13 protein-coding genes are annotated in these 14,101 nt (G+C 34.0%); 7 read left to right on the top strand and 6 right to left on the bottom strand.

The annotated features are described in order from the left end of the window. The first annotated feature begins 140 nt into the window (after nt 1–140). The 3 genes from H600_RS0112860 (at nt 141) to H600_RS22070 (ending at nt 4,790) form a co-directional block, all read left to right on the top strand. Complete coding sequence (locus H600_RS0112860) at nt 141–2,051, top strand: DEAD/DEAH box helicase (protein ID WP_026729163.1); 1,911 nt, start codon at nt 141–143, stop codon at nt 2,049–2,051. Between the two features lie 427 nt (nt 2,052–2,478). Continuing rightward, nucleotides 2,479–3,252, top strand: coding sequence for a carboxypeptidase-like regulatory domain-containing protein (locus H600_RS0112855; protein ID WP_026729162.1), 774 nt, complete (start codon nt 2,479–2,481; stop codon nt 3,250–3,252). A 179-nt stretch (nt 3,253–3,431) separates the two neighbouring features. Then, nucleotides 3,432–4,790 (top strand): DUF389 domain-containing protein, encoded by a 1,359-nt coding sequence (locus H600_RS22070; protein ID WP_084157384.1) that lies wholly within the window; start codon nt 3,432–3,434, stop codon nt 4,788–4,790. 29 nt (nt 4,791–4,819) lie between these two features. On the opposite strand, the gene H600_RS0112840 is transcribed toward H600_RS22070, so the two are convergent. Beyond that, nucleotides 4,820–6,280, bottom strand: coding sequence for an aminoacyl-histidine dipeptidase (locus H600_RS0112840; protein ID WP_026729161.1), 1,461 nt, complete (start codon nt 6,278–6,280; stop codon nt 4,820–4,822). A 179-nt stretch (nt 6,281–6,459) separates the two neighbouring features. On the opposite strand from H600_RS0112840, the gene H600_RS0112835 reads away from it, so the two are divergent. From H600_RS0112835 to H600_RS0112825, 3 genes are read left to right on the top strand one after another with little or no spacing between them, the layout of a single operon-like run. After that, the gene (locus tag H600_RS0112835) at nt 6,460–7,521 is read left to right on the top strand and encodes a DUF3810 domain-containing protein (protein ID WP_026729160.1); all 1,062 of its coding nucleotides are present in this window, start codon (nt 6,460–6,462) and stop codon (nt 7,519–7,521) included. 42 nt (nt 7,522–7,563) lie between these two features. Further along, nucleotides 7,564–8,058, top strand: coding sequence for an RNA polymerase sigma factor (locus H600_RS0112830; RefSeq protein WP_026729159.1), 495 nt, complete (start codon nt 7,564–7,566; stop codon nt 8,056–8,058). 8 nt (nt 8,059–8,066) lie between these two features. After that, the gene (locus H600_RS0112825) at nt 8,067–8,699 is read left to right on the top strand and encodes a hypothetical protein (RefSeq protein ID WP_026729158.1); all 633 of its coding nucleotides are present in this window, start codon (nt 8,067–8,069) and stop codon (nt 8,697–8,699) included. Nucleotides 8,700–8,774: 75 nt separating this feature from the next. Here the strand turns inward: H600_RS0112825 and H600_RS0112820 are convergent, their stop codons facing one another. Further along, nucleotides 8,775–9,605, bottom strand: a complete 831-nt coding sequence (locus H600_RS0112820) for a lysophospholipid acyltransferase family protein (protein WP_026729157.1) — start codon at nt 9,603–9,605, stop codon at nt 8,775–8,777. 125 nt (nt 9,606–9,730) lie between these two features. Then, nucleotides 9,731–10,381 carry an NUDIX hydrolase gene (locus H600_RS0112815; protein WP_026729156.1) on the bottom strand — a complete coding sequence of 217 codons (651 nt, stop codon included), beginning with the start codon at nt 10,379–10,381 and terminating at the stop codon, nt 9,731–9,733. A gap of 91 nt (nt 10,382–10,472) precedes the next feature. Between H600_RS0112815 and H600_RS0112810 the strand changes: the two genes are divergently transcribed. Then, nucleotides 10,473–10,910, top strand: a complete 438-nt coding sequence (locus H600_RS0112810; protein ID WP_026729155.1) for a DUF4268 domain-containing protein — start codon at nt 10,473–10,475, stop codon at nt 10,908–10,910. Between the two features lie 161 nt (nt 10,911–11,071). Here the strand turns inward: H600_RS0112810 and H600_RS0112805 are convergent, their stop codons facing one another. Genes H600_RS0112805 through H600_RS0112795 form a run of 3 tightly spaced genes read right to left on the bottom strand, consistent with a single transcriptional unit; the run spans nt 11,072 to nt 14,061 of the window. Then, entirely contained in the window at nt 11,072–11,482 is a 411-nt protein-coding gene (locus H600_RS0112805) for a hypothetical protein (RefSeq protein WP_026729154.1), read from the bottom strand. 20 nt (nt 11,483–11,502) lie between these two features. Beyond that, complete coding sequence (locus H600_RS0112800) at nt 11,503–12,447, bottom strand: NAD(P)H-dependent flavin oxidoreductase (RefSeq protein WP_026729153.1); 945 nt, start codon at nt 12,445–12,447, stop codon at nt 11,503–11,505. A gap of 12 nt (nt 12,448–12,459) precedes the next feature. Then, nucleotides 12,460–14,061, bottom strand: coding sequence for a S8 family serine peptidase (locus tag H600_RS0112795; RefSeq protein ID WP_026729152.1), 1,602 nt, complete (start codon nt 14,059–14,061; stop codon nt 12,460–12,462). Between the last annotated feature and the right edge of the window lie 40 nt (nt 14,062–14,101).

The following is a 14,101-nucleotide window of genomic DNA, read 5'->3' as shown; positions in this document are numbered from 1 at the left end:
TCTTCAATCTTTAAAAAAAATCATTTCACAACAAACATAACTTTTTGATAATCAAATCATAACAAATACATAATTCTTGAAATAGCATTAGCATATCTGAATAATTAACAGTAATTTTGCACCCTATTTTAAAAATACATATGAACAAATTTGAACAATTAGGATTAAATGAATCGTTACTGAAGGCGATTTTAGATCTAGGATTTGAAAATCCGTCAGAGGTACAGGAAAAGGCGATTCCCCTATTATTGGAAAAAGACACGGATATGGTTGCGTTGGCTCAGACAGGGACAGGGAAAACGGCAGCTTTCGGTTTTCCGTTAATCCAAAAAATTGATGCTGACAACAGAAATACACAGGCATTAGTTTTATCGCCAACAAGGGAGCTTTGTTTACAGATTACTAACGAACTTAAAAACTACTCAAAATACGAAAAAGGTATTAATGTGGTAGCAGTTTACGGAGGAGCTAGTATTACAGAGCAAGCAAGAGAAATTAAGAGAGGAGCACAAATTATTGTGGCTACTCCAGGAAGAATGCAAGACATGATCAACAGAGGTTTGGTTAACATTAAAAACATAGATTACTGTGTTCTTGATGAGGCTGACGAAATGTTGAACATGGGATTTTATGATGATATCTGTTCTATTTTATCAGATACTCCAGACGAAAAAAGCACATGGTTGTTCTCTGCAACTATGCCACAGGAGGTTGCTAGAATTGCAAAACAATTCATGAGTGACCCATTGGAAATTACTGTTGGAACTAAAAACTCAGGTTCGTCTACAGTATCTCATGAATTTTATTTAGTGAATGCTCGCGACCGTTACGAGGCTTTAAAAAGATTAGCAGATGCTAATCCAGACATTTTCTCAGTAGTTTTCTGCCGTACTAAAAGAGATACGCAGGCAATCGCTGAAAAATTAATTGAAGATGGTTATAGCGCCGCTGCGTTACACGGAGATTTATCTCAAGCGCAACGTGATGGTGTAATGAAATCATTCCGTGGAAGACAAATTCAGATGCTTGTTGCTACTGACGTTGCCGCACGTGGTATTGATGTTGACAACGTAACACACGTTGTAAACTACCAATTACCTGATGAAATCGAAACGTACAACCACCGTTCTGGACGTACTGGTAGAGCTGGAAAATTAGGAACTTCTATTGTAATTGTTACAAAAAGCGAGTTGCGTAAAATTTCTTCTATCGAGAGAATCATCAAACAAAAATTCGTTGAAAAAACTATTCCATCTGGAATCGAAATCTGCGAAATTCAATTATTGCACTTAGCAAACAAAATCAAAGATACTGAGGTTGATCACGAAATTGACAACTACTTGCCAGCAATCAATAATGTTCTTGAAGATTTATCTAAAGAAGAATTGATTAAGAAAATGGTTTCTGTAGAATTCAACCGTTTCATTACTTACTACAAAAAGAATAGAGATATTTCAGCTCAATCTTCTGGAGAAAGACGTGAAAGAGGTGATTCTGAGCCAAGAGAATTTAGCAATAATGGAGCAGTTCGTTATTTCGTAAACATTGGTTCTAGAGATAATTTCGATTGGATGTCTCTTAAAGATTACTTGAAAGAAACTTTAGACTTAGGTCGCGATGACGTTTTCAAAGTTGACGTAAAAGAAGGATTCTCTTTCTTTAATACTGATCCTGAACACACTGACAAAGTAATGGACATCTTGAACAATACACAGTTAGAAGGACGTCGTATCAATGTTGAAATTTCTAAAAATGACGGCGGAGGAAGACGTGACCACAACAACCGTGGAGGAAGACGTGATTCTGGAAGAAGAGAAGGAAACTTTGCTCCAAGACGTGAAGGCGGTTCTGACAGAGGCGGATTTAGAGGAGAAAGAAACTCTTCATCTAGACGTGAAGGTGGTTCTGACAGAGGCGGATTCAGAGGAGAGAGAAATTCTGCTCCAAGAGAAGGTGGTTTCAGAAGAAGCGAAGGTGGTTCTGATAGAACCCCAAGACGTTCTGAAAGCTTCGGCGATTCGTCAAGACCAAGAAGACCAAGAAGAGATTAATTTTTTTAATATCTTAAAATACAAAATCCCAAATTCCAGACATAATTGGAATTTGGGATTTTTTTTATGCCAAGAATCTTGTCCCCTTACCTCCTTTTAGTTAAATATTAAAAGTAAACCTCATTTGATGCAATTCATTTAAACACATAGAAACATAGATTCGGCGGTGCTTAAAAAAGGTGTTTCACTTATTTTAAACAAACATAGCAGGCTATGTTTAAGAAACTAGTTTCTTTTTTAAGCTCTTTTTAAAAAATAATCCCGAAGCGTCGGGACTATGTTTCTATGTGCTGAATAAAAAAAAATGAATTACATGTCGTAGTTTAAAAGCAATTCTATTTTGCTTTGTTAATTTTCTTATAATTATATTCCAAGACTGCAAAATATTTAATCCCGATTTACTACTTTTAGTGCTTTAAATCAGGATATGAAATATTTCGCAGTTTTATTTTTTATATTACTTACGAGTATTGGTTTTGCTCAAGAGACAGAATCAACAGCTCCTCAAAGAGTCTCAGGTTATATCTTCAATGATAACACCAAACAGCCTCTTCCCAATGTAAACATCATCAATAAAAACAAAGTACAAGGCTCAATGTCTGATGCCAAAGGTTATTTTGAAATCGATGTGCAGCAAAATGATACACTGCAATTCACTATTCTAGGATTCCAATCTTTACGTATCAGAGTGACAAATGACTGGATTAAAAACAAAATCACAAGAATCCAGCTTACAGAAAAAGCAATTGCGCTTGAAGAAGTTGTTATTGCTCCTTTTAGCTTAACAGGTTATCTTGAAGTTGACTCTAAATTAATTCCGACAAAAGAAAACTATCGCTACAGCATTTCTGGCCTCACACAAGGTTATGAAGCTGGTGAGTATGCGCCAAATGCTTTTGGAAAAGTATTAGGGTCTATTTTCAACCCCGCCGATATGCTCTATAATTTCTTTGGAAAAAACGGAAAAGAACTCAAGAAACTCAAAGACATGAAGAAAGACGATACCATTCGAAATCTTCTTGAAACGAAATATGACCGAGAAACACTTGCATTGCTTTTAGGCATTACAAAAGAAGAAATCCCAGAAATCTTGCAACGTTGCAACTATTCTGAATCTTTTGTTCAAACGGCAAATGATTTGCAGATCCTTGATGCTATCAGCGGCTGTTATGAACAGTATAAAGTTTTGAAAAGAAATTAATCATTCGATCATCAAAAATAAAACAAATCCTCATTTTCTTCAAATGGGGATTTTTTTTGTATTTCTGTCCATTTTTTTTTTCCGTTTTCATTTGCTTTCAAAAACAAATAAGTCTTTTTACAAGTTTTTTGATTAAATTAGACATTCAAAGCAATTTCTATTCTAATCAAAAAGACTAAATGGCCGATATTACACGAAAAATTCTAAATTTTATCGATCTCCATAAAGGTGAAGAAAACAAAAAACTTGTAATCGAAAATATTACGAGCGCAGTATCTTTTAGAGGTTCTAATATATGGATTTTGGCCTGTGCCATTATAATTGCCTCCGTTGGTTTGAACGTAAACTCAACGGCTGTCATTATCGGTGCAATGCTGATTTCGCCTTTAATGGGGCCGATTGTGGGTGCGGGTTTTGGTTTGGGAATGTACGATTTTGAGCTTGTAAAAAAATCAATAAAAAATCTCTTGATTGCTACATTTGTCAGCTTGATTACGTCTACATTTTATTTTTACATAAGCCCTTTTAAAGAGGCTCAATCTGAATTATTAGCCCGAACTTCTCCTAATATCTACGATATTTTAATTGCATTTTTTGGAGGATTAGTAGGTGTAATAGCCGTAACTCGTGTTGAAAAAGGAAATCCAATTCCGGGTGTTGCAATTGCAACAGCTTTAATGCCTCCGCTTTGTACCGCCGGTTATAGTTTGGCACTTGGAAATTTTATTTATTTTCTTGGCGCCATTTATCTTTATACAATCAATTGTGTCTTTATATGTATTGCCACCTTTATAATTGTAAAATACTTAAAATATCCTGTTGCAAAACAGTTAGATGTAAAAAGTGAAAAAAGAGTAAAATATGGCGTTACGATGCTAATATTATTGATGACTATTCCGAGTGTTTATTTTGCCTATCAATTGTATATCCAGAAAAGCTACAATTCCAGAACCGAAGTTTTTATCCAAAAAGAATTTCTCAACAATGATTATCCTATTATCTACAAAAACATTCAATACAACACTAATCCCAAAAAAATAGAACTGGCTTTTTTGACCAAAAAGTTTACGGAAACAGAAATTGACAGTCTCAACAAAAAACTAAACACCTATAATCTTCCCAATACCAGACTGGTTATCAGACAAGATACTGTCAATTTGAGAAAAGACATCATGAACCAGATCAACAGCAATCAAAATATTGTAGATCAAAAAGACATTATAATCAACAATCTCAGAAATCAGCTGGCACAATATCATTTTGGAAGCGATAAAATTAGCACCGAAACCAAAATTCTATTTCCTGAAATAACTTCTCTTACAATTGGCAATTATACTTCAGGAAGCAAAACAGACAAAGCAAATGTCATTCCTGTAATTCTTTTTCAAAGTGAAAAAGAATTGGATATAAAAACCAAACAGCAATTGAAATTATGGCTGAAAGAAAGACTTTCAAAAGACTCGATTGAGGTTTATCAGCAAAATAAAAATACAACCACAACAGTAACTACAAAAAAAAGTGTTCAGCTAAAAAACTGAACACTTAAAAAAATTGCCTTTTGAATATTTTATTTAACTGGAATATTTTCTAAAATTTCCAATACAAATTTCCAATATTTTTGAGCAGATGAAATACTTGCTCTTTCGTCTGGCGAATGTGCTCCGTGAATCGTTGGGCCAAAAGAAATCATATCCATATCTGGATAATTTGTTCCCAATATTCCACACTCTAAACCAGCGTGACAAGCAACAACTTTAGGTTGTTCTCCATTTTGTTTTTCGTAAATCTCTTTTAAAACTTCTAAGATTTCAGAGTTCACATTTGGCGTCCATCCTGGGTAAGAACCTGTAAGTTCCACCTCGCATCCAACTAATTCAAAAGCTGAACGCAACGAATTGGCCAAATCAAATTTTGAAGATTCTACGGAAGAACGGGTCAAACATCCAACCGAAATTTCTCCGTCCTTAATAACAACTCTAGCAATATTATTTGAAGTTTCAACCAAATCAGCCATATCCGCACTCATTCTGTAAACTCCGTTATGTGCTGCATAAATCGCTCTGATGATTCCTTCTTGTACACCTAAATCCATTACTTTTTCAGGCAAATCGCTTTTTACGATTTCAATCGTTAAGTTTGGTTCGGTCGTTTTGTATTCCGCTTTGATATCTGCAATAATTTCCTGCATATCATATACGTAAGCTTCATCAAACATTTGAGAAATAATTACTTTAGCAACACTTTCTCTCGGAATTGCATTTCTTAAACTTCCCCCGTTAATTTCAACAATTTGCAAACCAAAGTTTTCAAAAGCGTCAAACAACAAACGATTCATAATTTTATTAGCGTTTCCTAAACCTTTATGAATATCCATTCCTGAATGTCCACCGTTTAAGCCTTTTACCGTAATCGTATATCCAACAGAACCTTCTGGAACTTCTTCTTCGTGGTAGGTTCTTGTTGCAGTAACATCAATTCCACCAGCACATCCAATATCAATTTCATCATCTTCTTCGGTATCCAAATTCAACAAAATCTGACCTCGCAAAATGCCACCTTTTAAGTTTAGAGCACCTGTCATCCCCGTTTCTTCATCAACTGTAAACAAAGCTTCGATTGCAGGATGCGGAATATCTTTGCTTTCTAAAATCGCCATGATAGTCGCTACTCCTAGTCCATTGTCAGCTCCTAGAGTTGTGCCGCGCGCACGAACCCAGTCACCGTCAACATACATATCAATTCCTTGCTTGTCAAAATCAAAAACGGTGTCTGCATTTTTTTGATGCACCATGTCTAAATGACCTTGCATTACAATTGGTTTGCGGTTTTCCATTCCTGGAGTCGCCGGTTTTCTGATGATTACATTTCTGATTTCATCTTCAAAAGTTTCTAAACCTAAGCTATTTCCAAAGTTTTTCATAAACTCGATAACACGCTCTTCTTTTTTTGATGGGCGCGGAACGGCATTTAAATCTGCAAATTTATTCCAAAGTGCTTTTGGCTCCAGATTCCTTATTTCTTGACTCATTATATTTTGTTTGACGTTTAACAATTAAGAGTTTCAAAGTTACAAAGTTTCAAGTTTTTTTTTGCCACGAATTCCACTAATTAGCACTAATTCTTCTTCTTTTAGAATCATACTACGCAAATACATTCTTTTTTTATCTCAATATTGTATCTATATTTACGTATCTAAAAAATCAATCCGTGAAACGAAAATATATACTTCCTATATTCCTTCTAGTTCAGATTATCTTTTTAAAAATTCTCGCATACTTTCCAGATTATGTTGAAGGCTTTTACAGCAATAATTTATACATCAGAATTTCGCATTTTCTGAGAACACTTTTGGGCAAAGTCCCATTTTCTGTAGGAGATTGTATTTATGCTATTTTAATTCTTTCCATAATTAGTTGGTTTTGGCAAAGCAGGAAAACATGGAAAACGGATTGGAAAGATCACATATTGAAAGTCTTAGGCAAAATTTCTGTTTACTACTTTTTGTTTCATTTGCTTTGGGCATTTAATTATTATCGAGAGCCTCTTTTTGAGAAAATGGAAATCAAAAGAGAATATACGGATGCTGATCTCTTGGCTTTTACCAAAAAATTAATTGCAAAAACGAACGAAATTCAGTTTCAAATCACAAAAAACGACAGCGCAAAAGTGGTTTTTCCTTATTCTCAAAAAGAAGTTTTTAAAATGAATATCAATGGTTATGACAATTTAGCCAAAGAACATCCGTACTTTAAATATGAAATTTTGAGTGTCAAAAAATCATTGTTTAGTGTTCCTTTAACGTATATGGGATTTGGAGGTTATTTAAATCCGTTTACCAATGAAGCCCAAGTAAATGATTTGTTGCCAATGTATAGTTCTCCTATTACAAGTTCACACGAAATGGCACATCAAATTGGTTTTGCCAGTGAAAACGAATGCAATTTTATTGGCGTTTTGGCAACAGTAAAAAATGAGAACCTCTATTATCAATATTCCGGATACAGCTTTGCTTTGCGCTATTGTCTCGGAATTTGGCAATTCAAAAACAAAAAAGTTTTTAATGAATTGAAGAAAACAGTTCATATCGGAATTTTAAAAAACTATCAAGAAAGTCAAGATTTCTGGGAAAAATACGATACTTTTATTGACAAAGGCTTTCATTTTTTATATGACAATTTCTTAAAAACTAATAATCAGAAAGACGGAATGGAAAGCTACAGCAAGTTCATCGATCTGATGATTAATTATTATAAGACAAGAAAATTTTGATTCAACTGTAACAAAAATCATTTCAGGACTACTAATACTTTTATGAGCGAAACCCTAGAACAATCATTTGTTGCGCAATTGCAGGCAAATCAGAATATAATCCACAAAATTTGTAGATTATATACTGCCGGCGAAGATGCTCATAAAGATTTATTTCAGGAAATCACCATTCAGCTCTGGAAAGCCTATCCTAAATTTAGAGGCGACAGTAAATTTTCGACCTGGACTTATCGTGTTGCTTTAAATACTGCAATTACCTTATACCGAAAAACCAAACGAACCGTATCGACAGTAGAATATGAAAGCCATCAGCATTTTGTCAAAGATGTCGATTACAATTATGAAGAGGAAGAGCAGATAAAATTGATGTACAAAGCCGTTTACCAGCTCAACGACATCGAGAAAGCATTAGTTTTTATGTATTTAGAAGACAAAGATTATCAAGAAATAGCTGAAACCCTAGGGATCAGCGAAGTGAATGCGCGCGTGAAAATGAACCGAATTAAAGGGAAACTTAAAAAGATACTAAATCCTTAAAAATTATTATGAAAGAACTGGATTTATTAAAAAAAGACTGGAAAAAGAACTCGGATTCTTTTGAGCAAATTTCTGAAAAAGAAATCTACAAAATGATTCACAAAAAATCATCATCAATTGTAAAGTTGATTTTGATCATCAGCATTTTGGAAATTTCGTTTTGGACTTTTTCCAATTTATTTATCAATACCGATGATTTACTAAACAAAATGAATCATCCTGAAATTGTATTAGCCTTAGATATTATAACTTATTTCAATTACGTAGTAGTTTTGATTTTTGTTATTATTTTTTACAAAAACTACAAAACAATTTCAGCTACTGTTGCCACAAAAAAATTAATGAGCGCCATATTAAAGACTCGAAAAACAGTTCAGTATTATGTCTGGTATAATCTTGGAATGCTTGTTATCATTACGATAATTAGTTATTTCATTGCTTTTGTTTACAATCCTGACATGGCTTTTTTAAGAGAAAAATTAGCCGAAAACGGAAAAGCACTATTCTTTACTGTCGGAATCTTGATTCTGATAATACTAGGATTGTTCGGTATATTCTGGGGCATCTACCGATTAGTGTACGGAACTTTGTTACGCAGATTATATGCTAATTATAAGGAGCTTAAAAAGATTGATTTCTAAAGAAGTTGCTAAGTTTCTTAGATGCTAAGTTTTTACTTAAAACTTTTCACCTAAACTTAACCAAAATTTTAGAATCTAATATTCATTTTCTGTATCCTTGTAGCTCCATCGTCTCATTTCATTAAGTTCTTCCTGTGCTTTGATTTCTTCAGCTGGAATTACTTTTAAGAATGATGGATGCTGTTCTATAGCGTATTCTACTTTTTCTACGATTTCGTCGATTGTATCGTTTTCATAATCAATATCAAGAGGTTCTTTGATGATGAAAGATTGTAGAATTCCTTTCTTCTTCATTCGCAAACCTTTTTTGTCAAATGATCTGCGGAAACCATCAATAACAATAGGAATAACGATTGGCTTATGTTGTTTTATAATATGAGCAGTTCCTTTGCGAACTGGCTTAAAAGACTTTGTAGTTCCTTGTGGAAAAGTAATTACCCAACCATCGTTAAGGGCAATTTTGATATTTTCAGTGTCATTTGGGTTAACATCTCTTTTTTCAGTGACATCAACTCCTTTGGCACGCCAAGTTCGCTCAACCGTAATCGCGCCAACGTAAGCGAGAATTCTTGGCAACAAACCTGCCTGCATGGTTTCTTTTGCAGCAACATAATAAATGTTCATTTTCGGTTGCCATAAATACCCAATGTTCTTAATAGTATCTTGACGTCCGCTTAAACTTGCGTTAAAGACATGAAACATCGCTACAACATCAGCAAAATAAGTTTGGTGATTCGAAATAAACAGCACATTTGTATCCGGCAATGTTTTAATGATTTCAGATCCTTCAATCTGCAATTCATTAAATCCTCTGTATCTTCGGTGCGTCATAGCTCCCAAGACACGGATTAACCATTTCTTGATGAATAAAATATGTCCAAAAGGATTTCGTTTAAACAATCCCATAGCTGTTTATTGTATTTTTTTGTTAGTCCGCAAACATACAAAAATTATTCTTTTAGCAATACTATAAAGCAATTTCGGAAATAAATCGCTATAATAATGAATATCAAATCGTTAATTTTTCGATTTTATATTTTTTTGTCTAAAACTGTTTTAATTACATCTCTCAATTCGCTCAATATCATTGCCGTCGCGCCCCAAACAATATGATTTTGGATATTAAAAGCAGGAACAGGAATATTAGCCGCGTAAGAAGTTGATAACGTGGCCTCGGTAATAATATCGTCATCTAAAAAAACAGACAACGGCAATTCAATAATATCAGCAACTTCACGAATGTCTGGGTAAAATGAAAGCTCCTCTTTTGCAATCCCCATAAATGGATGAACCAAAAAATTGCTCGGCGGAATATACATTGGTGTAAAATGCTTTACAACTTCAATCTTTTCTGGAAGAATACCAACTTCTTCATTTGTTTCTCTAAGTGCTGTATCTTTAAAATCGAAATCTGAAAGTTCATATTTGCCTCCAGGAAATGCAATTTGCGACGAATGAACTCCGTTGTAAGCGTTACGAACAATCAAAATCAAATGTGCTTCTCCATTTTTTGGATAAAACAACATCATTACAGCGGCAATTCTTGGATTTTTTGTGCTTAAATCAAGATCCTTAAGTTCTTGCATGCGTTCTTTTGGGGCCATTTTTATGTGCGAAGTCGTCGCTGGCAGTTCAACAGGAATTAAATTAGGAACATATTGCAAAAAATCTTGAAAATCCATATTCAAAGTTTATTTTTGTACTTTCAAATAAAATATAAATATACTCTAGAAAATGCGGTTCTACAAATTTTCTAAGATAAAGCCATAAATAATGTACAGTAAAGAAGAATCACAACGAATGAAAAGAGAATTCTGGGTAGCTTTTGCAGAAAAATATCCAAGAAAATGGGTTCTTTATGATACAAAAATCAAAGACTTCTCTTTTAAGTTTTATGTTGACAATAAAAAAGCACAGGTTTTAATTGACATTGAACACCGAAGCGATGAAAAACGAAATGCTTATTTCGAAAAAATAGAGGCTTTAAAAAATATTCTGGAAGAGGAATTTATTAAGGATTTGGTTTTCGAAAAAAACTATACGCTGGAAAGTGGCAAAAACATAAGCCGAATTTGGGTTGAAAAACAAGGAATTGGTTTTAGCAACCGTAATAATTGGGATGCCATTTTTGATTTTTTCAATGAAAACATGCATGCGCTGGAAATGTTTTATCTGGAATATGATGAATTTATTAAGGATATTGAATCTTAATCCTAAGCTTCTAAGATGCTAAGGCGCTAAGATTCTAAAGCGCTAAGATTCTAAGGTTTTTAAAATAACAATCCCGACAGATTTTAAAAACCTGTCGGGATTGTTATTTTAAGCGTTTTACAAAACTTAGTGTCTTAACATCTCAGCCCTTAGCAACTTCCTTAAACACTAAAAATATTATAAACAATAATATGATCGTCGTAATTGATGTAGAGCTGTTTTCGATAATCCTGTTTTTTACGCGTTATAATCGATAATTTACATTCTTTTCCATCATTGTCTTTACACATGAAAGAATAGACAATATCAGTGTCATTTTCTTCTCTTTCGATATAATCGAAAATATTAAAAAGCTGAATTTCCTGAGAATAAACTACAATTCGGTGCTTGTTGGTATCCAAAACAACGCTCAAATTCACCAAATCCAGATTAGACCATTCGCCCCACTTTCCTTTTTGATTTTTCTCTAAAACACTAAAACCAGAAGTTTTAAAATTATAGGACTGACTTTGAACATCTTGCAGTCCAAAACCAAAAAACAATAGCAATATAATGATGCTAATAAAATTCATGAAATATTTCTTACAGGTAATTAAAATTCAAATTTAGACTTTTCTTTGCATGCAACATCAAATTCAGTCATCATTTGTTGAATAATTTGCTCAACAGGCAAAACATCATGTATCAATCCTGCAATTTGCCCAATTTCTAGTTCACCTTCATCAAGATCGCCTTCAAACATTCCTTTTTTGGCTCTAGCTCTTCCTAAAAGATGCACTAATTCTTCTTGAGAAGGACATTTTTCATATAAGGTCTGAACATCATAATAAAATTTATTTTTAACCAATCGAACAGGAGCTAATTCCTTTAAGGTCAAATGAGTGCCTCCCTCTTTTGTATTAATTATCGTTTCCTTAAAATTATTGTGAGCTGAAGATTCTATCGAGGCAGCAAAACGGCTTCCAACTTGAACACCATCGGCGCCAAGAATCATTGCTGCCAGCATTCCTCGACCTGTTGCAATTCCACCGGCAGCAATAAGTGGGATTTGTATTTTTTCTTTCACCATCGGAATCAATGTTAGTGTAGTCGTTTCTTCGCGTCCGTTATGTCCTCCCGCTTCAAAACCCTCAGCTACGACAGCATCTACCCCAGCATCTTGTGCTTTTAGAGCAAAAACACTGCTGCTCACTACATGTACAACCGTAATTCCTTTTTCTTTCAAAAATGAAGTCCAAGTTTTAGGATTTCCAGCCGAAGTAAAAACGATTTTTACACCTTCTTCCACAACAATATTCATGATTTCTTCAATGTTAGGATATAACATCGGGATATTGACTCCAAATGGTTTATCAGTAGCATTTTTGCATTTTTGAATATGTTCTCTCAAAACTTCAGGATACATTGATCCAGCACCAATTAACCCTAAACCTCCAGAGTTACTTACGGCAGAAGCTAATTTATAACCGCTATTCCAAATCATTCCTCCTTGAATTATTGGATATTTTATATTGAAAAGCTGTGTAATTTTATTCATGCAAATATGCTGTTATTGTTTAATTATCTTTCCTGTTTTATGCAAGCCATTAGCGTCAAAAGTATAAAAATAAAGACCGCTGTTTAAAGCTTCTAAAGAAAGAAATGGATTTTGATTTGTAATTTGTTTTTCGATTAATTTTTGCCCCAAAACAGAATAAATTGTAACAGAAGCATCGTAATTTCCTTCCGAAAACGAGAAAGATATTGTTGTTTTTGCTGGATTTGGAAATACCGAGAAAGATGAAGATACCAAGAAATCATTAACACCTAAATTAGCTCCAAAATTTGGAATTCCATAACCGTAGTTAAAATCAGGAGTTGTATAACGATCAGATGATTCTAAAATCATTTGTTTGATTTCTTTATTTGTTTTTGATGGAAAAGCCTGCCAGAGACACGCTACTAATCCCGCAACGATTGGACATGAAAATGAACTTCCGCTTGCCAAACCAAGATTTCCCGAAGGAAGAGCAACTACTGCTGACGATCCTTGAGCCATAATATCTGGTTTGACCCGATTGTCAAAACTTGGTCCAATAGAACTAAAATCAGATTTTACTTTTGTCGAAGTCACAGAACCAACAGCTAACACCGAAACGGCATCAGCGGGAGCGCCAATATGAGGTTCAGGCGTTCTTCCTTCATTTCCTGCTGCTGCCAATACAATCATTCCTTTGCTGAAAGCTATTTCTGCTCCCTTTGAAATAAATGTAGTATTGCCGTTCATGTCACTGTAAGTATGACTTTCACCTGCTTTATCAAATGCAAAATAGACTAGTGACGTTGTAATAATATCAACGCCAAGACTGTCAGCTTTTTCTGCTGCTTCTACCCAAAGTGATTCTTCAATTGGATTTTCAGAAGCGTTATTTTCTGTGATAAATAAATAATATGAGGCATCAGGAGCTGTACCTATCAAAACATTTTCCGTATAACCACCCATAGTTGAAAGAACCATAGTTCCATGATTATCACCAGTATAAAAATTAGAATTTCTATTTACAAAATCATATCCGCCTAAAATTCTATTGTTTGTTTGCAGGTTTTGAAAAGGTTGCGCTGTATCTACACCCGGAAAACCTGAATCTAAAACCGCAATAACTTTTCCTGAGCCTGCATAATTCTGCTTGTGCAATGCCTGACCATTCAACATCTGAATTTGATTTGCACTATTTCCATATGCATAATCAATCGTCGTTTCAAGCTTCTTATTTGTCTGGATTACAGTGCTTTCATTCACCTTTTTTGCTGTATTCAAAGTTTTATTTGTAAAAACAACTTTATCAACAAATGATAATGATTTTAGCGCCGAAACATTGGCTTGAGTCCCTTTAATATGAAGTGCGTTTAGCCATTTTGATTTGGCTAAAACCGTAATTCCTGTGCTTGATTTTATTTGACTAATGTAATTCTTCTCAACTGGAACATCAGTTTGATTCAATGGAATATTTTGCACCGTTCTTCGGGTTAAAGAACGCTGTGTTAACATATCCAAAGGTTTGTCCAAAAAAGATTGTAAACTTGGTTTATCCTTAAAATAAACCCATGCATCTTCCTGCGAAAACATCGTAGAAGAGAAAAGCAATAAAAAAAGATAGAAATAGTATTTCATAGTTTACTTTTTTAAAAAGAGAAATCCCTTATAAAAAAGT

This window comes from Flavobacterium denitrificans DSM 15936, assembly GCF_000425445.1.
Lineage (GTDB): Bacteria > Bacteroidota > Bacteroidia > Flavobacteriales > Flavobacteriaceae > Flavobacterium > Flavobacterium denitrificans.
Note: the sequence above shows the minus strand (reverse complement) of the source record. Positions and strands in the feature narration are given on the sequence as shown.

Excerpts from the sequence above, each read along its gene's own strand:
- H600_RS0112795 (WP_026729152.1), bottom strand. The coding sequence starts at position 14,061 with ATGAAATACTATTTCTATCTTTTTTTATTGCTTTTCTCTTCTACGATG.
- H600_RS0112800 (WP_026729153.1), bottom strand. The coding sequence starts at position 12,447 with ATGAATAAAATTACACAGCTTTTCAATATAAAATATCCAATAATTCAA.
- H600_RS0112830 (WP_026729159.1), top strand. The coding sequence starts at position 7,564 with ATGAGCGAAACCCTAGAACAATCATTTGTTGCGCAATTGCAGGCAAAT.
- H600_RS0112840 (WP_026729161.1), bottom strand. The coding sequence starts at position 6,280 with ATGAGTCAAGAAATAAGGAATCTGGAGCCAAAAGCACTTTGGAATAAA.
- H600_RS0112815 (WP_026729156.1), bottom strand. The coding sequence starts at position 10,381 with ATGGATTTTCAAGATTTTTTGCAATATGTTCCTAATTTAATTCCTGTT.
- H600_RS0112855 (WP_026729162.1), top strand. The coding sequence starts at position 2,479 with ATGAAATATTTCGCAGTTTTATTTTTTATATTACTTACGAGTATTGGT.
- H600_RS0112820 (WP_026729157.1), bottom strand. The coding sequence starts at position 9,605 with ATGGGATTGTTTAAACGAAATCCTTTTGGACATATTTTATTCATCAAG.
- H600_RS0112825 (WP_026729158.1), top strand. The coding sequence starts at position 8,067 with ATGAAAGAACTGGATTTATTAAAAAAAGACTGGAAAAAGAACTCGGAT.
- H600_RS0112860 (WP_026729163.1), top strand. The coding sequence starts at position 141 with ATGAACAAATTTGAACAATTAGGATTAAATGAATCGTTACTGAAGGCG.
- H600_RS0112805 (WP_026729154.1), bottom strand. The coding sequence starts at position 11,482 with ATGAATTTTATTAGCATCATTATATTGCTATTGTTTTTTGGTTTTGGA.
- H600_RS22070 (WP_084157384.1), top strand. The coding sequence starts at position 3,432 with ATGGCCGATATTACACGAAAAATTCTAAATTTTATCGATCTCCATAAA.
- H600_RS0112810 (WP_026729155.1), top strand. The coding sequence starts at position 10,473 with ATGTACAGTAAAGAAGAATCACAACGAATGAAAAGAGAATTCTGGGTA.